We start from the raw sequence: 18,389 nt of genomic DNA, 5'->3' as shown, positions 1-18,389 counted from the left end.
GAGAAAGCGATCAGGCGCTTTGCTCCCGCACCGGGCCAGCTGTGGAACCAGATGTGAGGTTCGGACGTTGCATGTGAATTCTAATCCTTTCTGGAGGGACCATTCATATGGACGTCAACGGTGTGGGCTGGATCGCGGCTATCTTGGTTGGCGGCGTTGCCGGCTGGCTTGCCGAAATGGTGATGAAGAGCAACATGGGCATCCTCATGAACGTGGTTCTGGGGATCGTCGGCGCAGTGGTGCTGAACGCCATTCTGCAGGCTCTCAATATCGGTTCCTTCGGCGTGGGCTGGCTTGCCTATCTGATCACGGGCTTCGTCGGCGCCTGCATTCTGATCTTCGTCGGGCGGATGGTGCGCCAGTAGCGCCTGGCTCCGACCTGTACTTCGCGAAGGCCGCGGGGGCTTGTGCCTCCGCGGCCTTTCTTATTCCGGAAAAACGTCCTAGATGACAGTGAGTGCGCGGGCCTGTCCCGCGCCAGTGAAGCATTGGATCGGATATGGTCACCGTTCTCGACAATATCGCAAACCCGCCGCGGGTGAGGCACCCTGAAAAGGCGCATCGCCCCGATCAGGAGGTGTTGCGCAAGCCCGAGTGGATCCGCGTCAAGGCGCCGGTGTCGAAGGGCTATGCCGAGACCCGCGAGATCGTGAAGACGAACAAGCTGGTGACCGTTTGCGAGGAGGCCGGCTGCCCCAATATCGGCGAGTGCTGGGAAAAGAAGCACGCCACTTTCATGATCATGGGCGAGATTTGCACGCGCGCCTGCGCCTTCTGCAATGTCGCGACCGGCATTCCCACACCGCTCGACACCAATGAGCCCGATCGCGTGGCACATGCGGTGCGCCAGATGGGGCTTACCCATGTTGTCATCACCTCGGTGGACCGTGATGATCTCGCCGATGGCGGCGCGCAGCATTTTGCCGATGTCATCTACGCCATCCGTGCGGCAGCGCCTTCCACGACCATCGAAATCCTGACGCCGGATTTCCTGCGCAAGGATGGGGCGAAAGCGCTCGAGATCGTGGTCGAGGCAAGGCCGGATGTCTTCAATCACAATCTGGAGACGGTGCCGTCGAATTATCTGACGGTGCGCCCCGGCGCCCGTTATTTCCACTCGATCCGACTGCTGCAGCGTGTGAAGGAACTCGATCCCTCGATTTTCACCAAGTCCGGCATCATGGTGGGGCTGGGCGAGGAGCGCAACGAGGTGCTTCAGCTCATGGACGATTTGCGCACCGCCAATGTCGACTTCATGACCATCGGCCAGTATCTCCAGCCGACCCGCAAGCACCATCCGGTCAGGCGTTTCGTGACGCCGGAGGAATTCCAGTCTTACGCCACCATCGGCAAGACCAAGGGTTTTCTGCTTGTGGCTTCCAGCCCGCTGACGCGGTCGTCCCACCATGCCGGCGAGGATTTCGCCCGGCTGAAGGCGGCGCGCGAATCCTCCCTGCGGAAATCGGCGTAGTTTTTTCGTTTCATGCCAAAGTTCGAGGCCACCCGCCAAGTCGCCCACTCGCCGGATGAAATGTTTGCGCTGGTGGCCGACGTCGAGCGCTATCCGGAGTTCCTGCCGCTGTGCGAGGCGCTGACCGTGCAGTCACGCCGCGAGCGCGACGGCAAGACGCTGCTCGTCGCCTCCATGAGCGTGGGCTACAAGGCCATTCGCGAGACCTTCATCACGCAGGTGCTTCTGAAGCCGCATGAGCGGGCAATCGATGTCAAATACATCGACGGGCCGTTCAAATATCTCAGCAATGTCTGGGAGTTCGAGGAGCACGGATCAGGATGCCTCGTGCGCTTCTTCATTGATTACGAGTTCAAGAGCCGCCTGCTCAGCGCGGTGATGGGAACCATGTTCGATCGCGCCTTCCGCATGTTCGCGGAAGCCTTTGAAAAGCGCGCAGATGCAATCTACGGGCGCTCGGCGGAAACGGCCTGATCGTCGCCAATGGCTTCGAGGCCCATCCGCAACGCATGCTTGACCGTCTCGCGCCGGATGAAATCGCGGCCGCGATTGTCGAAGATGCGGTTTTCGACGTGCACGGGCTTGCCTGTTACCGCCAGACCGAACCAGACAAGACCGACAGGCTTTTCCGCGCTGCCGCCGTCAGGGCCTGCGATGCCGGTGACGGCAATCGCTATGCCTGCGTGGGCGTTTCTGAGCGCGCCTTCGGCCATCTCTGCGGCTGTCTGGGACGATACGGCGCCATGAGCGTCCAGTGTCTGTTCTGAAACGCCCAGCATCTCCATCTTGGCTTCGTTGGAATAGGTGACGAAGCCCCGGTCGACCATGGACGAGGAACCCGGAATGTCGGTCATGGCGGCGATGATGAGGCCGCCGGTGCAGCTCTCGGCAGTGGTTGCCAATATGCCGCTGCGCTTGCAGGCCTTCAGGAAGCGATCCGCCAGTTCTCCGACATCCTGATCCCTGATCTCTCCAACGCCTGCTTCCGTCATGCGGGAACCTCTCCGGGGTAGATGACGCTTGCCGTTACGATGGCCGCAATGCCTTCCTCGCGTCCGACGAAGCCAAGCCTTTCATTGGTGGTTGCCTTGATCGAAATACGCTCTGCCGAAATGCCGAGCATCGAAGATAGTTCCGCCACCATCGCTTCACGGTGAGGGCCAATTTTGGGGGCTTCACAGATCAAGGTCACGTCGGCATTGGCGATACGCCCGCCGCGCTCGCGCACGATCGCCACGGCATGTTCCACGAAAAGGCGCGATGCAGCCCCCTTCCATTGCGGATCGGAAGGCGGGAAATGGGTGCCGATATCGCCGGCGCCACAAGTCGCGAGCAGGGCGTCGGTGAGGGCGTGAAGGCCGACATCGGCATCGGAATGGCCGGACAGCTTGCGCGTGTGCGGAATGCTGACGCCGCACAGCACAACATGGTCGCCGGCCTCAAAGGAATGGACGTCATAGCCATTGCCGGTACGTACATCGGGAAAGCTTGACGCTGTCCCTTTAAGCCTTTGGTCTGCCATGGAAATATCCCTTGCCCATGTGAGCTTAACGTTGTCCGGCGAGCCGGGCACCAGCATGACGGGGATGCCGGCCCATTCGGCGATCGCCGCATCGTCGGTGAAATCGTGGCGGCCGAGCGCATGCGCCCGGTCATGCGCCTGAAGAATTGGCCTGAAGGGAAAACCCTGCGGTGTCTGCGCACCGTGCAGGCCAGCGCGCGGCACCGTCTCGCCGACCATGCCGCCAAAGGCTTCCCGCTTCAGCGTGTCGGCGACCGGCAGGGCAGGCAGCGCACCTTGCGCTTCGGTGATCGTGTCGATGGTGCGGCTGATCAGTTCAGTATCGCAAAAGGGACGAACAGCGTCATGAATCAGCACCTTGTCAGGTGCTTTCTCATGCAGGGCGAGAAGACCCAGCCGCACCGATTCCTGCCGTGTCGGCCCGCCGATGACGATGGTGATGCGATCATGATGGTCTTCCGCCGCCTTGCGCAGCAATTCGCGGTCGTCGGCATGGATGGCGACGATGACGGTATCCACCTGCGGATGCGACAGGAAGGTTTCCAGCGTATGCGCAATGACGGCGCGGCCGCCAATATGGCGGTACTGCTTGGGGCCGTCAGCCTGGCCCGCGCGCTCGCCGCGCCCGGCGGCCACGATCACGGCCGCGATCCGGCACGTTCCCTCGCTAACAGAAATGTCGGTTCGCTCAGCCATGGCGGAGGCTTAGTCGCGCGGAACCGGGAAGGCCAGCATTTTCAGCAGGAGAGCGTGAATGTGACATGATTGTGCATTGCATCATTTCCGGAGATTGTTTAAACAATGTGCATAAACAATAATTGCATGGTTTTTGTGCATGCCCGATCAGGCCATCCTGTCCAAGCCTTTGGATATAGGCGGCGTCGAAATTCGCAATCGCGTTTTTCTGGCGCCGATGTCGGGCGTCACCGATGAGCCCTTTCGCAGGCGGGCCTATGCCCATGGCGCGGGCCTCGTCATTTCGGAAATGGTGGCCAGCGGCGAACTGGCGAAGGGACGCGCGGGCTTCGACCTGCGCATCCGTCACTCTGGCCTGCCGGTGCACATGGTTCAGCTTGCGGGGCGCGAGGCTGCTCACATGGCCGAAGCCGCGCGCATCGCCGTGGGTGAGGGTGCCGACATCATCGACATCAATATGGGCTGTCCTGCCAAGAAGGTGACGGGCGGTTATGCCGGGTCGGCCCTGATGCTGGACCTCGACCATGCGCTGACGCTCATCGAGGCTGTGGTCGGCGCGGTGGACGTTCCCGTCACCGTCAAGATGCGGCTCGGCTGGGATGAAAACGTGCTGAACGCGCCGGTTCTGGCGCAGCGCGCGGAACAGGCTGGTGTGAAGATGGTGACGGTGCATGGGCGCACGCGCTGCCAGTTCTACAAGGGCAGCGCTGACTGGAAGGCGATTGCCGGGGTCAAGGCTGCCGTCAAGGTTCCGGTTGTCGCCAATGGCGATGTCGGCTCGCCGGAGGATGCGGGAACGATCCTGCGGGAGTCGGGGGCCGACGCCGTCATGGTCGGTCGCGCGCATTATGGCGCGCCGTGGACGGCCGGCGAGATCGCTTCTGCTGCCAGCGGTGTCGCCGCGCCGGAAATTCCATCCGCAGGAAGCGAACTGGCCTCCTATGTCACCGCGCACTACGAGGACATGCTGTCGCTTTACGGCAGGGAAAGCGGTCTGCGGCAGGCGCGCAAGCATCTGGGCTGGTATCTCGACCGCCATGCGCCGTCCGTTGGCGCGGGCCAGCGCAAGGCGTTGCTGACCTGCGGCGATCCTCGTCAGGTGATTTCGCTGCTGAACGAGATTTTCAGCCAACCCGCCAATGCGAGGGACGCGGCATGAGTTCGATACCGATCAGGACCGCGGATGCAGGCGATGCCGCGCAGATTCTTCTCAACACGATCAGGCGGCCCGTCATCATGGTCGATCCTGAAGGCTATATCTCCTTCGCCAATGCGGATGCCGAGGACTTCTTCCGCTCCAGCGCCCCGGTTCTGAGGCGCAGCACCTTGTCGAAGCTCATTCCCTTCGGCAGCCCGTTGCTGGCCCTCGTCGATCAGGTGCGCGAGCGCCGCGCGCCGGTGAACGAATATCGCGTCGACATTTCCTCGCCGCGCCTTGGTATTGAGAAGATGGTCGATCTCTATGCCGCGCCCGTTCCGGAGTTCCCGGGCTCCGTCGTGGTTATGTTTCAGGAAAGGTCGATGGCGGACAAGATCGACCGTCAGATGACCCATCGCGGCGCGGCGCGCTCGGTGACGGGCCTTGCCGCCATGCTGGCGCACGAGATCAAGAACCCGCTTTCGGGCATAAGGGGTGCCGCACAACTCCTCGAACAGTCGGCATCCGACGAAGACCGGGCCCTGACACGCCTGATCACCGAAGAGACAGACCGCATCGTGGCGCTGGTGGATCGCATGGAGGTGTTTTCGGACGAGCGGCCGATTGACCGTTATCCGGTTAATATTCATGTGGTGCTCGATCGCGTGAAGGCGATTGCGAAAAACGGGTTCGCGCGCGGCATCACCATCACCGAGGATTACGATCCCTCGCTGCCGCCGGTTTACGGAAATCGCGACCAGCTCATTCAGGTGTTCCTCAACCTGATCAAGAACGCCGCCGAGGCGGTGGGCAGCGATCCGCTGGGGGAAATCGTGCTGACCACCGCCTTTCGCCCCGGCATCCGCATGTCGGTGCCGGGCACGCAGGAGCGCGTGTCGCTGCCGCTGGAATTCTGTGTGCGCGACAACGGGCCCGGCGTGGCCGAGGATCTGTTGCCGATCCTGTTCGACCCCTTCATCACGACCAAGACCAATGGGTCGGGGCTGGGGCTGCCGCTGGTCGCGAAGATCGTGGGCGAGCATGGCGGTATTGTCGAATGCGATTCCAATTCGCGTGGAACCACCTTCCGCGTGCTGATGCCGGCATGGAAGGAGACAGTGCCGGATGAACCGATTCCAGATCAGGGAAATGCCCGATGAGCGTGCATGGACAGATACTTGTTGCGGATGACGACGCGGCTATCCGCACCGTTCTAACTCAGGCGCTGTCGCGGGCCGGCCATGAGGTGCGCGTGACCTCAAATGCCGGCACGCTGTGGCGCTGGGTGGCGGCGGGCGAGGGCGATCTGGTGATCACCGACGTGGTGATGCCCGACGAGAACGCCTTCGACATGCTGCCGCGCATCCGCAAGGCGCGGCCCGAATTGCCTGTGGTGGTGATGAGCGCGCAGAACACTTTCATCACCGCTATCCGCGCCTCGGAGGCCGGTGCCTATGAATATCTGCCAAAGCCGTTCGACCTGACGGAGTTGCTTGGCATCGTGCAGCGGGCGCTTGCCGAGCCGCGCAAGGCGAAGGCCGATCACAGGCCGGAGGATCAGTCCGATTCTCTGCCACTGGTTGGGCGCTCCGCCGCCATGCAGGACATCTACCGCATGCTGGCGCGGATGATGCAGACTGACCTCACAGTGATGATCACCGGCGAATCCGGCACCGGCAAGGAACTGGTGGCGCGGGCGCTGCATGAATATGGCCGCCGCCGCAACGGTCCGTTCGTGGCCATCAACATGGCCGCTATTCCGCGTGACCTGATCGAATCCGAGCTGTTCGGCCACGAAAAGGGCGCTTTTACCGGGGCGCAAAACCGCTCCACCGGCCGTTTCGAGCAGGCTGAGGGCGGCACACTCTTCCTTGACGAGATTGGCGACATGCCGATGGAGGCGCAGACCCGGCTGCTGCGCGTCCTTCAGCAGGGCGAGTACACGACCGTCGGCGGGCGCACGCCGATCCGCACCGACGTGCGCATCGTCGCCGCCACCAACAAGGACCTGCGCGGACTCATCCATCAGGGCCTGTTCCGCGAAGATCTCTTCTATCGCCTGAACGTTGTGCCGTTGCGTCTGCCGGCGCTGCGCGAGCGTTCGGAAGATATTCCCGATCTGGTGCGCCATTTCTTCAAGCAGGGCGAAAAGGAGGGTCTGCAGGCCAAGCGCATTGCCGCCGCCGGCGTCGACCTGATGAAACGCTACCCGTGGCCGGGCAATGTGCGGGAGCTTGAGAATCTCGTGCGCCGGCTGGCCGCACTTTATCCACAGGACGAAATCTCGGCCGACATCATCGATGCAGAACTGAACTCGGGCGAAAGGCCGGATCCGATTGCTGTCGGCACGCTGATTCCTGAGAACCTTTCGATAGGGCAGGCGATGGAGCATTATCTCCAGCGTCATTTCGCGTCCTATGGGCCGGGACTGCCGCCGCCGGGGCTCTATCAGCGCATCCTTGCCGAAGTCGAGCATCCGCTGGTGCTTGCGGCCATGACGGCGACGCGCGGCAACCAGATCAAGGCCGCGGAAATGCTGGGTCTCAATCGCAACACTTTGCGCAAGAAGATCCGCGAGCTGGGCATCAACATCTACAAGTCTGCGGGCTGATGCCTCGGTCCTGAGCCGGCTTTGCTAGGGGAGGCCATATTCTCGCCCGTTTTGTTGCATAATCGCCACAATGTTGCATACATGTAACGCAATTCATGGTGTCACAGGGCGGAATGGCGACTCAAATTCTCAGCACCGGTCAGGTGCGACTGCCCAGAAGCCGCGCGCAGGAAGGCAGGCGTCTGCTCGCCCTGCCGGGCATTCTGGCGATACTGGGCGCCCTTTTTACGGCAGGCGCATCCTTCGCGATTCTCGTTGGCGCCACGCCCATCGCGCCGGACGGCACCATCACGCTCGTTCTCATCGCGGCAAACGCCCTTTTCATTCTGATGCTGATGGCGCTCATCGGCCGCGAGATTCATCGCATCCTGCTGGCGCGACGCATCGGCAAGGCGGCTTCGCGTTTGCATGTGCGCATCGTGACCATGTTCGCGCTGGTGGCGGCTATACCGGCGATCATGGTGGCGATCGTCGCCTCCATCACGCTGAATGTCGGGCTCGACAGATGGTTCGAGATCAGAACCAAGACGATCATCAACTCGTCTCTTTCGATTGCCGACGCCTATGTGCAGGAGAATGCCCGCAACCTTCAGGGCACGACCCTGTCGATGGCTTATGATCTGGACAGCGCGCGTACGCTCTACGGGCTCGACCGTACCGGTTTTCTAGATCTCCTGAACAAGGAGGCTGTGGGACGGGGGCTTGCCCATGCCGCGCTGGTGAGGTCGGACGGCTCATTCGTGATGAGCGCGCAAACCTCGGCTGATTTCGCCATGCCGGAGCCACCGGAAGGTGCCATCCAGGAGGCCGAAAGCGGCCCGCCGCTGCTGATCGAGCCGCGCACGCGCAACATCATGGGCGCGATCGTCAAGCTGCGCGAGCTTGAGGGGCTGTTTCTCTACACGATCCGGGTGATCGACCCGGAAGTGATCAAGGCCCGCGAGATCGTGCGCGCGAATGTCGATGAATATCGCGGGCTGGAATCGAACCGGCGCCCGTCGCAGATCGCCTTCGCGCTGCCCTATCTGTCGATGACGCTGATCATCATTCTCTCCGCCGTCTGGACCGGCATTGCCGTTGCTGACCGGCTGGTGCGGCCGATCCGCCAGCTGATCGGCGCGGCTGACGAGGTGGCGACGGGCAATCTCGACGTGTCGGTGCCGGTGCGTCCATCCGACGGCGACGTCGCCTCGCTGGGCGCGACCTTCAACAACATGCTGCTGGAGCTGAAATCGCAGCGCAACGAGTTGCTGACGGCAAAGGACCAGATAGACGAGCGCCGCCGCTTCTCCGAAGCGGTTCTGGAAGGCGTGACGGCGGGGGTTATCGGCGTCGACGCGGAAGGCATCGTCACCATCGTCAACCGCTCGGCGGAGATCATGCTGGCAATCGATGCGGAGACAGCCACCGGACAGAATCTCTCCGTGCTGCTGCCGCTGGTCGGCCGGGCTTTCGAGATCGGGCGCAAGTCGGAAAAGCCGGTCTATCGCGAGCAGGTGACGTTCTATCGCTCGGGTGCGGAGCGCACCTTCAACATCCAGGTCACCATGGAGGAAGAGGACAACGAGGATGCCTCGAAGTCCTATGTGGTGACGGTGGACGACATCACCGATCTCGTCACCGCCCAGCGCTCGTCCGCATGGGCCGATGTTGCCCGGCGCATTGCCCATGAGATCAAGAACCCGCTGACCCCGATCCAGCTTTCGGCGGAGCGCATCAAGCGGCGCTACGGCAAGGTGATCACCGAGGATCGCGAAGTGTTCGACCAGTGCACGGACACCATCATCCGCCAAGTGGGCGACATCGGCCGCATGGTGGACGAATTCTCCTCCTTCGCACGCATGCCGAAGCCCGACATGAAGCAGCTGGATCTGCGCGAACCTTTGCGCGAGGCTTCGTTCCTCGTCGAGGTCAGCCGCCCCGATATCCGTTTCGAGCGCCAGTTCGGCAATGAGCCGCTGCCCGGAACATTCGATACGAGGCTTTTGTCGCAGGCTTTCGGCAACGTCATCAAGAATGCGTCGGAAGCGATGGAGGGCGTGGAGCGCGAGGATGGCTCGTCGAGCGTCATCATGATCCGCGCCGGCCGCGAGGGAGACACCATCCGCGTCGACGTCATCGATAATGGCAAGGGCCTGCCGCGTGAACATCGCCAGCGGCTTCTGGAGCCCTATATGACGACGCGTGACAAAGGCACGGGCCTCGGCCTCGCTATCGTCAAGAAGATCGTCGAAGACCATGGCGGTCGCCTGGAGCTTCATGATGCACCGCAAGAATTCCATGGCGGAAGAGGCGCCATGGTCACGATCATCCTTCCTGCTGCCGGAGGCTCTGCCCCCACCTCCGCCGGCTCATCGTCTGAAAAAGAAACTGTAAAGGTCGAAAATGGCGTCTGATATTCTTATCGTCGATGACGAAGAAGACATTCGCGAACTCGTCGCGGGGATTTTGAGCGATGAAGGTCATGAAACGCGCACGGCCCATGATGCCGACAGCGCGCTGGCGGCGATCGCGGAGCGCGCGCCGCGCCTGATCTTTCTCGACATCTGGCTGCAGGGGTCGCGGCTGGATGGTCTGGCATTGCTGGACGAGATCAAGACCATGCATCCGAACCTTCCGGTGGTGATGATCTCGGGCCACGGCAATATCGAGACGGCCGTGTCGGCAATACGCCGCGGTGCTTATGATTTCATCGAGAAGCCGTTCAAGGCGGACCGGCTCATCCTCGTCGCGGAAAGGGCGCTGGAAACCTCCAAGCTGAAACGCGAGGTTTCCGATCTCAGGCAGCGCAGCGGAGAGACCTTCGACCTCATCGGCATGTCTTCCGCCATGAGCCAGTTGCGCCAGACGATCGAGCGCGTGGCACCCACCAACAGCCGCGTCATGATCATCGGTCCCTCTGGTTCCGGCAAGGAACTGACGGCGCGCGCCATCCATGCCATGTCGTCGCGCAAGAGCGGGCCGTTCGTGACGCTGAGTGCTGCCACGATCACGCCGGAGCGCATGGAAATCGAGCTGTTCGGCACGGAATCCAACGGCACCGAGCGCAAGGTTGGCGCGCTGGAAGAGGCGCATCGCGGCATTCTCTACATCGATGAAGTGGCCGACATGCCGCGCGAGACGCAGAACAAGATTTTGCGCGTTCTGGTCGACCAGCAGTTCGAGCGCGTCGGCGGCACCAAGCGGGTGAAGGTCGATGTGCGCATCATTTCGTCCACCGCGCAGAACCTTGAGGCGATGATCGCGGACGGCCGCTTTCGCGAAGACCTGTACCACCGTCTGGCGGTCGTGCCGGTCATGGTGCCGGGACTGGCGGAGCGCCGCGAGGACATTCCCTATCTGGTCGACCACTTCATGAAGCAGGTGGCCCGGCAGGTGGGCATGAAGCCACGCCGTGTGGGCGATGATGCGATGGCCGTGCTGCAGGCTCACAACTGGCCGGGGAACATCCGCCAGTTGCGCAACAACATCGAGCGCCTGATGATCCTCGTTCGCGGCGATGACGTGGAAGCGCCGATCACGGCGGATCTGCTGCCGGGGGAAATCGGCGATGTGATGCCCCGCACACCCGGCCAGTCGGATCAGCACATCATGGCGTTGCCGCTGCGCGAGGCGCGCGAGCAGTTCGAGAAGGATTATCTCATCGCGCAGATCAACCGCTTCGGCGGCAATATTTCACGCACAGCCGAATTCATCGGCATGGAGCGTTCCGCTCTGCACAGAAAGCTTAAGTCTCTGGGCGTCTGAGATAATCCATGATTGAATCCCGGCCGTTCAAAGTAACGCCGGGATGCTTTCAGATTGCTGTTTCCTAATTATTTATGAATCCGCCGCTGCCTTCGTATCCGAATATGGGAGGCGCGCCCTGACAAACTGTTTCCACAGTTTTTCAAACGTGTTCCATGGCAGCGAATCAGGTGGTTGATCACCTCATTTGCCGCCTCATTTCTTGTCTAGTGGCTCCGCACGACCAACGGAGCAGATTTAATGACGAAAAGGAACGGGCGGGCCGTGATCATGGCCGCCGTTGCAGCAGGCGTGATGACGGGTGCCTTTACGACCGACGCTTCTGCAACCATTCAGTGTGGACGTGCATCCTGGTATGCGCTGCATTCCAAGACAGCATCCGGCGAGAAGATGAATCCCTCCGCCATGACCGCTGCACATCGCACACTGCCTTTCGGCACACGCGTGAAAGTCACCAACAAGAAAAACGGCAAGAGCATCGTTGTGCGTATCAACGATCGCGGACCCTTCGTGAAGGGAAGGGTTCTCGACCTTTCCAAGGCCGCGGCCAATCAGCTCGGATTTATCCAGTCGGGCCACACATCGGTCTGCATGGCAAAAGCCTGAGATCGCGAAGACCGGTCAAGGCCGCCCCTTGTGAATTACAGGGGGCGGCTTTTTTCTTACCAGCTTCCCGTATTCGGCATGGAAGCCCAGGGCTCGGCTTTTTCCCTGGCGTTCCCCTTTTGCAGCAGCTCGATGGAGATGCCGTCGGGAGATTTGATGAACGCCATATAGCCATCGCGCGGCGGGCGGTTGATGGTGACGCCCTTGTCCATCAGTTTCCGGCAGGTTTCATAGATGTCTTCGACCTCATAGGCGAGATGGCCGAAATTCCTGCCGCCGGAATAGGTTTCGGGATCCCAGTTGTAGGTGAGTTCGAGCAGGGGCGCGCTCGCCTCGCGTCCGTTTTTTTCATCATGATCTGCGGCAAGGAATATCAGGGTGAAGCGACCCTGTTCGTTTTCCTGCCTGCGCACTTCGCTCATGCCCAGCTTGTTGCAGTAGAAGTCGAGCGCGGCGTCGACATCGGCGACCCGAACCATGGTGTGTAGATAACGCATGAAAACCTCCTGAGCGGAGCCTGCAACATAGGGTCGGCGATCAGCGGCGGCAACCGAGGGGTCCGTCAATACAACTGAATGATACGTGCAAAATGTATCTCTGCTCTTGCACAATTGCGAACCCGGAATGCTATCCTGCGGTTGAAGAATCAGTTGTGTGTTGATGCCAGATGGGGGCGTTCTGATGGGGGAAAAAGCCTCTTTTACGGGGCGGGAAGCGGACCGGACCGACACAGTCGCTCGTCAGGAACATGCTGACAGCGCTGATCTCACTGAAGTTTCTGGTGCGATCAAGTGGTTCGACGTCGCCAAGGGATATGGTTTCATCCTGCCGGATGAGCCGCATCTCGGCGATATTCTCCTGCATGTCACCTGCCTGCGCCGTGACGGTTTTCAGACCGCTCAGGAAGGCGCTCGCATCGTTTGCCTGGTTAAGCAGGGGGACCGCGGCCTGCAGGCATTCCGCGTCCTCTCCATCGACATGTCGACGGCAACGCATCCGACGGAGCTTCCCGAGCAGCGCACCCATGTGGTTGTCACGCCGGAAAGCGGGCTGGAGCGAGCCCTGGTGAAGTGGTTCAACCGCACCAAGGGCTTTGGTTTCCTGACCCGTGGCGAGGGCACCGAAGACATTTTCGTTCACATGGAAACGCTGCGCCGCTTCGGCGTCACCGAATTGCGGCCCGGGCAGGTCGTTCTGGTCCGCTTCGGACGGGGCGAGAAGGGTCTGATGGCTGCGGAAATTCACCCCGACGTTGGAACTCTGCCGGTTTCGCACTGACCGCGGATGCCACATTTCCGTGGCTGCCCGTCTATTTCTGTGGCTGATCGTCTCTCGCCACGGCGGTCAGGCAGTGCGTTTCTTTTTCAATCATCTTCGATCTTGCCCGGAAAACCTCCTTGCCAATAAGGTGCCGGCAGAAACTGGCTGAAAGAGTGGCGCAATGATCGTGAAACGCTGGAGTTGGCTGGCGGGTGTGCTTGCCTGCCTCGCGCTGGTGATAGCTGTTTCTGCGCCGTCTCTTTCGCAAGGAACGGAGGTAGCGGCCGGCCAGCCGATGCTTCTGCCGGTCGACGCGGATCCGCTGGAAATCGCCACCACCACCGGCCCGCGTTTTTTTGCCATCGAGGTGGCTGATAACGGCGCCAATCGTTCGGCGGGCCTGATGTATCGCCGGACAATGCCGGACGATCGCGGCATGCTGTTCATTTTTGAGGAAACCCGGCCGGTGAGCTTCTGGATGAAGAACACGCCCATGGCGCTCGACCTCGTGTTCATTGCGGAGCAAGGCCGCATTGAGGCTATTCTGCCGGGCGAGCCTTATTCCATCGCCCCTATCTCGCCGGAAAAACCTGTTCGCTATGTGCTTGAACTGAAGGCTGGAACGACCGGCAGGGAAGGCATATCTGTAGGCGATATGGTACGGCACCCGAGGCTGAACGAAACCGGGGCCACGCAGATGACGCCCGGGAACGGCGGCTAAGGTTCGGCTTTTACGGGCGGGCAGCGGTTTGAAACAGGCGTGCCTTCAGTTTTGCCCGGTGGTCCCCGGTGGTCCATGCGATCGCGATGCAATTCAGGACAGTGAGTTCACATGCAATTCTTTACCCATGACGGTTTCGATCTCGCTTTTCTCGACTGTGAGCCGGCAAGGGGGAAGGGCGACCCGGTGCTGCTCATCCATGGTTTCGCTTCCAGCCATTATGTGAACTGGGTGTCGCCCGGCTGGTTCAAGACGCTCAACGATGCGGGTTACCGGGCCATCGCGCTGGACAATCGCGGTCATGGCAACTCCACCAAGAGCTATGATGAAGCCGATTATACGCCGACGAAGATGGCGTCGGATGCGGTGGCTCTGCTGGATCATCTCGGCATCGAGAGAGCGCATGTCATGGGCTATTCGATGGGCGCGCGGGTTTCCGCGTTCCTTGCATTGGAATCCCCGCAAAGAGTGGCAACGCTTGTGTTCGGCGGGCTGGGGATCGGCATGGTGGACGGTGTGGGCGACTGGGACCCGATCGCCGATGCCTTGCTTGCGGAAGATCCGGCGAAGACCACGCATCCGCGCGGGCGGGCGTTTCGCGCCTTCGCTGATCAGACGCGCAGCGACCGCAGGGCGCTTGCTGCCTGCATCTCGACCTCACGCGAAGTGCTGACCGAGGACGACATGTCCCGCATTACCCAGCCGACGCTCGTCGCCGTGGGTACCAAAGACGACATTGGCGGTTCGCCGCAAGAACTGGCTGCGCTGATGCCCAACGCCGTGCCATTCGCCATCGAGGGCCGCGACCACATGCTTGCGGTCGGCGACAAGAGCTTCAAGCAGCGGGTGATCGGGTTCTACGCAGAGCATCCGCTGTAGAATTTTGCATTATCGCCCGCCGCGCTTGCCGGCGAATACGCTTTCTCAGAAACCCAGAGCAGCGGCTATCTTGGGCCTTGCGTCGTGCCAGTCATGCACGATCGTGATGTCCTGTGGCAGTGGCGGCAGGAATTCGCGCAGGCTGTTATCTGCCATCAGGTGGAAAAGATTGGCGTCTGAGACGGATTCGCGAGCCGAAATCAGGTTCGGCGGCTGGTCGTCGACGAAAGCGACAGGCCGGTTGCCCGGACCGCGCAGGCGCGCCACTGCAGGCCCCTTGGCCATTTCCGTGGTGAGCAGAGGATAGGGAAGGCCGAGCGCGTCGAGATGCGCGCGGCGCGTTTCGCGGTGCCGGTGCGGCATTGCCGTCAGCAGAACGATTTCCGCGCGGCCCTCGAAGCTCGCAAGCGCTTCGGGCGCGCCATCGGTGATGCTTTGCCAGTCGGCCTGCCCGGCGAAGAAGTCGTCCAGCAGGGCCGTGACTTCGGGCTGCTCGACCAGCCTGCCGGTTCCCGTTTCGGCGATGTTGCCGGTCAGGCGAAACGAGGCCATCGTCAACTGAAGTCCGCGCTGTTCCAGAAAACGGGGAAACGGGCGGATGAATTCAAGCAGGACGTCGTCCACGTCGAGGATCAGCAGCGGCCTGTCGTCTGAGGAGAGTTCTTCAATCTGTCGCAGGGTTTCGGGATCGGCACTCATATCGAACTTTCATAGCTTGTATCGCCTGACGGCAGATGGCGCAGGGCCTGACCAACGGCAGCCGGCGGCGTTCCCGTTGCCTCGCAAAAGCGCAGAAGGGTGGGCTCATGCGCCAGAATGAACTGGAGAACACCCGCCAGAAAGCCGGGTTCGCGCGCCGCCTGCCGGATCGAACCGGCGTCGATGCCGGTGATTGCAAGGAAACGTGGCAAAAGTTCGGGGTCCGATGCTACGAAACCGAGGGCGCTGATGGACAAAGCCTCGGCGTGCTCGCGCATTGACGCTGCATCTGTCATTGTTACCCTTCAGTCCTGAGCGAGAATTATTCGAATCGTTCTGGCAAGGTATGTGAATTGCCACACAGGGCAAGTTCTGGAAGCCGTCTGTGGATACCCGACGCAAGATGCGCTTTGTTGACGGTTGATTTCCATTTCATCAATCATCTTGCGCTAGCGTGCATTCGGGTTGGTGCGGCCTGACTGAGTGTAGGGGGACGATGTCATTCTGGAGAATGGCCATCGGGACGGAAAGTCTATGCCGAAGAAAGTAATGATCGTCGAAGATAACGAGCTCAATATGAAGCTCTTTCGCGACCTCATCGAGGCCAGCGGTTACGAAACCGTGCGCACCCGCAATGGTCTGGAAGCGCTCGAACTGGCGCGCACCCACAGGCCCGATCTGATCCTGATGGATATTCAGTTGCCTGAAGTCTCGGGGCTTGAGGTGACAAAATGGCTCAAGGCGGATGATGAACTCCACGTCATCCCGGTCATAGCGGTCACCGCCTTTGCCATGAAGGGCGACGAGGAGCGCATCCGCAAGGGAGGATGCGAGGCCTATATTTCCAAGCCGATTTCCGTTCCGCGCTTTATCGAAACGATCAAATCCTATCTGGGGGATGCATGACCGCGCGCATCCTCGTCGTTGACGACATTCCGGCCAATGTGCGCCTTCTCGAGGTGCGTCTGCTGGCCGAGTACTTTGAGGTCATCACCGCCAGCTCCGGAGCTGAGGCCCTCGATATCTGCGAGACGACCAAGGTCGACGTCGTTCTTCTCGACGTGATGATGCCGGAGATGGACGGGTTCGAGGTTTGCCGCAGGCTCAAGAGCGATCCGGCAACCGCGCATCTGCCGGTCATCATGGTCACGGCTCTCGGACAGGTCTCGGACCGTATCCGCGGACTTGAAGCCGGGGCAGACGATTTTCTGACCAAGCCCGTCAATGATCTGCAGCTCATGACGCGAGTGAAGAGCCTCGTTCGGCTCAAGATGCTGACCGACGAATTGCGGCTGCGTACCGCCACGGCGACCAGCATAGGGCTCGCGAACATTCTCAGCCGTGGCGATAATGGCTCGGACCTGCCTGCCAAGGTGCTGCTGATAGACAGCCGCGTCGAAGTCTTCGAGCGTATTCGCTCGAAGATAAGGGGTGAGATGGAGCTGGAGTTCGCCTCCGATCCCAATGCCGGTTTCTTCCAGGCTGCGGAAGGCAACTACGAGTGTTTGATCCTGTCGACGGTTTTGCCGAATGTGGATCCGCTGCGGTTATGCTCGCAGTTGCGGTCTCTGGATCGCACGCGCTTTCTGCCCATCATATTGCTGGCCGAACAGGACGACGATCCCCGCATCATCCGGGGGCTGGAACTTGGCGTCAACGACTATCTGGTGCGGCCGGTCGATCCCCACGAGCTGACAGCGCGGCTTTATACGCAGATCAGGCGCAAACGTTATAATGACCAGCTGCGGGCCAGCGTCACCCAGTCGATAGAGATGGCGGTGACGGATTCTCTTACCGGGCTTCATAACAGACGCTATCTCGACAGCCACCTTCAGACCTTGTTCGACAGGGCCGTGGCGCGCAGGCGCCCGCTGTCGATCATGATCGTGGATCTCGACCGGTTCAAATCGATCAACGACACTTATGGTCATGACGGGGGCGACGATGTGCTGCGCGAGTTTGCACGTCGCCTGAGGCAGAACATGCGCGGAATCGATCTGATCTGCCGGTTTGGCGGTGAGGAGTTCGTTATTGTCATGCCCGACACGGAAGGCGCCGTAGCTGCCAAGGTGGCCGAACGCATACGTGCGGAAATCGCAAGAACGCCCTTCTCGGTCGGCAGGCAGGGCAACCCGGTCGAGATCACCATCAGCGTCGGCGTTTCGTCGGTCAAAAGGCAGGACGACAGCGTTGCGGCGCTTCTGAAGCGGGCTGATCTTGCTCTCTATGAGGCAAAGAAGAACGGTCGCAACCGCGTCGTCGCCAAGGCGGCGTGAGCATCTCTGCGGAGGGATTCGTCAAGGCGGCGACTGCTGAGAGTTTACCTTAATCCAGCGCTTTCGATTCTCTGGGTTAAGAAATGGTTGATTTTCGCGGTTTCGTGCGCGACGTTGCGGAAATGGTGTAGCAGGCAGTTTCTGGTTACGCCTCAGAGATACCCCATGTTTCTCAGGTCCGCCGCATCTCCTGGGTTCCGTGGGGTTGGCCGGTCGGCCTTGGTAATAGTGGCCTCCTCGTACCGCTGCCATAGTCGACCGGCCCCCGGTTTCCCGGCGCAGTCCCCTTCGGCAAAGCAGCTTGTTCGTCTACAGTGAAAATGCCAGCGTAACGATGTCCACCATCGGACGGCGCACCATGCCCCATGCCTCAAAGTGAGGCTGGTCTATCTCGCTCACGTCGAGCTCGACGATGCCGGAATGGCGCGGGTCGCGCCGGATGGATTCAAACAGGGTTTGAACCTCAGGCCGCGGGCCTTCCAGTATCTGGCACACCCGCTCGCCTTCCACGGCCAGAATGCCGCTGATGCCGTGTCGCTTGTTGAACTCAGCCGCCTTCCCGGTCAGCTCGTCTATGTCTGCCTCGGTGATGTTGGCATTAAAGGTCGATATATAGGTGAGGCGGATCAGCATTGCGGCAATACCCCCGGCAAAAGAATAAAAACATCAGTCAGAATCTGATGCTTTTTATCTGCTCGCAAGGATGAAATACAAGGTCGCGCGATGAAGGGGTAGCCAACAAAAAAAGCCGCCCGTTGGGCGG

20 protein-coding genes are annotated in these 18,389 nt (G+C 60.9%); 14 read left to right on the top strand and 6 right to left on the bottom strand.

From position 1 onward, the window contains the following. The first annotated feature begins 107 nt into the window (after positions 1-107). From HNR59_RS12310 to HNR59_RS12300, 3 genes are all read left to right on the top strand, one after another. Complete coding sequence (locus tag HNR59_RS12310) at positions 108-365, top strand: GlsB/YeaQ/YmgE family stress response membrane protein (RefSeq protein WP_183830523.1); 258 nt, start codon at positions 108-110, stop codon at positions 363-365. A gap of 134 nt (positions 366-499) precedes the next feature. Continuing rightward, positions 500-1,471: a lipoyl synthase gene (lipA, locus tag HNR59_RS12305; RefSeq protein WP_183830520.1), complete on the top strand. Its 972-nt coding sequence runs from the start codon at positions 500-502 to the stop codon at positions 1,469-1,471. Positions 1,472-1,483: 12 nt separating this feature from the next. Beyond that, positions 1,484-1,945 (top strand): type II toxin-antitoxin system RatA family toxin, encoded by a 462-nt coding sequence (locus HNR59_RS12300; RefSeq protein ID WP_183830518.1) that lies wholly within the window; start codon positions 1,484-1,486, stop codon positions 1,943-1,945. Here HNR59_RS12300 and HNR59_RS12295 read toward each other — a convergent pair. After that, the gene (locus HNR59_RS12295) at positions 1,918-2,463 is read right to left on the bottom strand and encodes a CinA family protein (protein ID WP_183830515.1); all 546 of its coding nucleotides are present in this window, start codon (positions 2,461-2,463) and stop codon (positions 1,918-1,920) included. The genes HNR59_RS12300 and HNR59_RS12295 overlap by 28 nt on opposite strands. Next, complete coding sequence (locus HNR59_RS12290) at positions 2,460-3,689, bottom strand: bifunctional 2-C-methyl-D-erythritol 4-phosphate cytidylyltransferase/2-C-methyl-D-erythritol 2,4-cyclodiphosphate synthase (protein WP_183830511.1); 1,230 nt, start codon at positions 3,687-3,689, stop codon at positions 2,460-2,462. The genes HNR59_RS12295 and HNR59_RS12290 overlap by 4 nt, the downstream gene beginning before the upstream one ends. 139 nt (positions 3,690-3,828) lie before the next feature. On the opposite strand from HNR59_RS12290, the gene dusB reads away from it, so the two are divergent. The 6 genes from dusB (at position 3,829) to HNR59_RS12260 (ending at position 11,791) form a co-directional block, all read left to right on the top strand. Continuing rightward, positions 3,829-4,848: a tRNA dihydrouridine synthase DusB gene (gene dusB / locus HNR59_RS12285; protein ID WP_183830508.1), complete on the top strand. Its 1,020-nt coding sequence runs from the start codon at positions 3,829-3,831 to the stop codon at positions 4,846-4,848. Continuing rightward, positions 4,845-5,987 carry a two-component system sensor histidine kinase NtrB gene (locus HNR59_RS12280; protein ID WP_183830506.1) on the top strand — a complete coding sequence of 381 codons (1,143 nt, stop codon included), beginning with the start codon at positions 4,845-4,847 and terminating at the stop codon, positions 5,985-5,987. The genes dusB and HNR59_RS12280 overlap by 4 nt, the downstream gene beginning before the upstream one ends. After that, positions 5,984-7,438, top strand: a complete 1,455-nt coding sequence (ntrC, locus tag HNR59_RS12275; RefSeq protein ID WP_183830503.1) for a nitrogen regulation protein NR(I) — start codon at positions 5,984-5,986, stop codon at positions 7,436-7,438. Before HNR59_RS12280 ends, ntrC begins: the two co-directional genes overlap by 4 nt. A 113-nt stretch (positions 7,439-7,551) precedes the next feature. Further along, positions 7,552-9,834, top strand: a complete 2,283-nt coding sequence (locus HNR59_RS12270; RefSeq protein ID WP_183830500.1) for a sensor histidine kinase NtrY-like — start codon at positions 7,552-7,554, stop codon at positions 9,832-9,834. Continuing rightward, a complete protein-coding gene (gene ntrX, locus HNR59_RS12265) occupies positions 9,824-11,185 on the top strand; it encodes a nitrogen assimilation response regulator NtrX (RefSeq protein ID WP_183830497.1) in 1,362 nt (453 codons plus the stop codon). The genes HNR59_RS12270 and ntrX overlap by 11 nt, the downstream gene beginning before the upstream one ends. Before the next feature lie 270 nt (positions 11,186-11,455). Next, complete coding sequence (locus HNR59_RS12260) at positions 11,456-11,791, top strand: septal ring lytic transglycosylase RlpA family protein (protein ID WP_246374684.1); 336 nt, start codon at positions 11,456-11,458, stop codon at positions 11,789-11,791. Positions 11,792-11,847: 56 nt separating this feature from the next. Here the strand turns inward: HNR59_RS12260 and gloA are convergent, their stop codons facing one another. Further along, positions 11,848-12,288, bottom strand: a complete 441-nt coding sequence (gene gloA, locus HNR59_RS12255) for a lactoylglutathione lyase (protein ID WP_183830492.1) — start codon at positions 12,286-12,288, stop codon at positions 11,848-11,850. Positions 12,289-12,472: 184 nt separating this feature from the next. Between gloA and HNR59_RS12250 the strand changes: the two genes are divergently transcribed. From HNR59_RS12250 to HNR59_RS12240, 3 genes are all read left to right on the top strand, one after another. Further along, the gene (locus tag HNR59_RS12250; protein ID WP_183830489.1) at positions 12,473-13,069 is read left to right on the top strand and encodes a cold-shock protein; all 597 of its coding nucleotides are present in this window, start codon (positions 12,473-12,475) and stop codon (positions 13,067-13,069) included. A gap of 163 nt (positions 13,070-13,232) precedes the next feature. Beyond that, entirely contained in the window at positions 13,233-13,772 is a 540-nt protein-coding gene (locus HNR59_RS12245) for a DUF192 domain-containing protein (RefSeq protein ID WP_183830486.1), read from the top strand. Positions 13,773-13,883: 111 nt separating this feature from the next. After that, positions 13,884-14,651, top strand: coding sequence for an alpha/beta fold hydrolase (locus HNR59_RS12240; protein ID WP_183830483.1), 768 nt, complete (start codon positions 13,884-13,886; stop codon positions 14,649-14,651). 45 nt (positions 14,652-14,696) lie between these two features. Here HNR59_RS12240 and HNR59_RS12235 read toward each other — a convergent pair whose 3' ends face one another. Both HNR59_RS12235 and HNR59_RS12230 read right to left on the bottom strand, forming a co-directional pair. Continuing rightward, complete coding sequence (locus tag HNR59_RS12235; RefSeq protein WP_183830480.1) at positions 14,697-15,350, bottom strand: hypothetical protein; 654 nt, start codon at positions 15,348-15,350, stop codon at positions 14,697-14,699. Beyond that, positions 15,347-15,646 (bottom strand): DUF3572 domain-containing protein, encoded by a 300-nt coding sequence (locus HNR59_RS12230; protein WP_183830478.1) that lies wholly within the window; start codon positions 15,644-15,646, stop codon positions 15,347-15,349. Before HNR59_RS12230 ends, HNR59_RS12235 begins: the two co-directional genes overlap by 4 nt. Positions 15,647-15,899: 253 nt before the next feature. On the opposite strand from HNR59_RS12230, the gene HNR59_RS12225 reads away from it, so the two are divergent. Beyond that, positions 15,900-16,256, top strand: coding sequence for a response regulator (locus HNR59_RS12225; protein ID WP_275592389.1), 357 nt, complete (start codon positions 15,900-15,902; stop codon positions 16,254-16,256). Continuing rightward, on the top strand, positions 16,253-17,626 hold the full coding sequence (locus HNR59_RS12220) for a PleD family two-component system response regulator (protein WP_183830472.1): 1,374 nt from the start codon (positions 16,253-16,255) through the stop codon (positions 17,624-17,626). The genes HNR59_RS12225 and HNR59_RS12220 overlap by 4 nt, the downstream gene beginning before the upstream one ends. Before the next feature lie 309 nt (positions 17,627-17,935). Here HNR59_RS12220 and HNR59_RS12215 read toward each other — a convergent pair whose 3' ends face one another. Next, entirely contained in the window at positions 17,936-18,259 is a 324-nt protein-coding gene (locus tag HNR59_RS12215) for a BLUF domain-containing protein (protein ID WP_183830470.1), read from the bottom strand. Between the last annotated feature and the right edge of the window lie 130 nt (positions 18,260-18,389).

Origin of the sequence: Aquamicrobium lusatiense, from assembly GCF_014201615.1 — a bacterium.
Lineage (GTDB): Bacteria > Pseudomonadota > Alphaproteobacteria > Rhizobiales > Rhizobiaceae > Mesorhizobium > Mesorhizobium lusatiense.
This window is presented reverse-complemented; position numbering and strand designations above follow the sequence as displayed.

Bases quoted from the DNA above. Each gene is read 5' to 3' on its own strand.
- HNR59_RS12310 (WP_183830523.1), top strand. From the start codon at position 108: ATGGACGTCAACGGTGTGGGCTGGATCGCGGCTATCTTGGTTGGCGGC.
- lipA (WP_183830520.1), top strand. From the start codon at position 500: ATGGTCACCGTTCTCGACAATATCGCAAACCCGCCGCGGGTGAGGCAC.
- HNR59_RS12300 (WP_183830518.1), top strand. From the start codon at position 1,484: ATGCCAAAGTTCGAGGCCACCCGCCAAGTCGCCCACTCGCCGGATGAA.
- HNR59_RS12295 (WP_183830515.1), bottom strand. From the start codon at position 2,463: ATGACGGAAGCAGGCGTTGGAGAGATCAGGGATCAGGATGTCGGAGAA.
- HNR59_RS12290 (WP_183830511.1), bottom strand. From the start codon at position 3,689: ATGGCTGAGCGAACCGACATTTCTGTTAGCGAGGGAACGTGCCGGATC.
- dusB (WP_183830508.1), top strand. From the start codon at position 3,829: ATGCCCGATCAGGCCATCCTGTCCAAGCCTTTGGATATAGGCGGCGTC.
- HNR59_RS12280 (WP_183830506.1), top strand. From the start codon at position 4,845: ATGAGTTCGATACCGATCAGGACCGCGGATGCAGGCGATGCCGCGCAG.
- ntrC (WP_183830503.1), top strand. From the start codon at position 5,984: ATGAGCGTGCATGGACAGATACTTGTTGCGGATGACGACGCGGCTATC.
- HNR59_RS12270 (WP_183830500.1), top strand. From the start codon at position 7,552: ATGGCGACTCAAATTCTCAGCACCGGTCAGGTGCGACTGCCCAGAAGC.
- ntrX (WP_183830497.1), top strand. From the start codon at position 9,824: ATGGCGTCTGATATTCTTATCGTCGATGACGAAGAAGACATTCGCGAA.
- HNR59_RS12260 (WP_246374684.1), top strand. From the start codon at position 11,456: ATGGCCGCCGTTGCAGCAGGCGTGATGACGGGTGCCTTTACGACCGAC.
- gloA (WP_183830492.1), bottom strand. From the start codon at position 12,288: ATGCGTTATCTACACACCATGGTTCGGGTCGCCGATGTCGACGCCGCG.
- HNR59_RS12250 (WP_183830489.1), top strand. From the start codon at position 12,473: ATGGGGGAAAAAGCCTCTTTTACGGGGCGGGAAGCGGACCGGACCGAC.
- HNR59_RS12245 (WP_183830486.1), top strand. From the start codon at position 13,233: ATGATCGTGAAACGCTGGAGTTGGCTGGCGGGTGTGCTTGCCTGCCTC.
- HNR59_RS12240 (WP_183830483.1), top strand. From the start codon at position 13,884: ATGCAATTCTTTACCCATGACGGTTTCGATCTCGCTTTTCTCGACTGT.
- HNR59_RS12235 (WP_183830480.1), bottom strand. From the start codon at position 15,350: ATGAGTGCCGATCCCGAAACCCTGCGACAGATTGAAGAACTCTCCTCA.
- HNR59_RS12230 (WP_183830478.1), bottom strand. From the start codon at position 15,646: ATGACAGATGCAGCGTCAATGCGCGAGCACGCCGAGGCTTTGTCCATC.
- HNR59_RS12225 (WP_275592389.1), top strand. From the start codon at position 15,900: ATGATCGTCGAAGATAACGAGCTCAATATGAAGCTCTTTCGCGACCTC.
- HNR59_RS12220 (WP_183830472.1), top strand. From the start codon at position 16,253: ATGACCGCGCGCATCCTCGTCGTTGACGACATTCCGGCCAATGTGCGC.
- HNR59_RS12215 (WP_183830470.1), bottom strand. From the start codon at position 18,259: ATGCTGATCCGCCTCACCTATATATCGACCTTTAATGCCAACATCACC.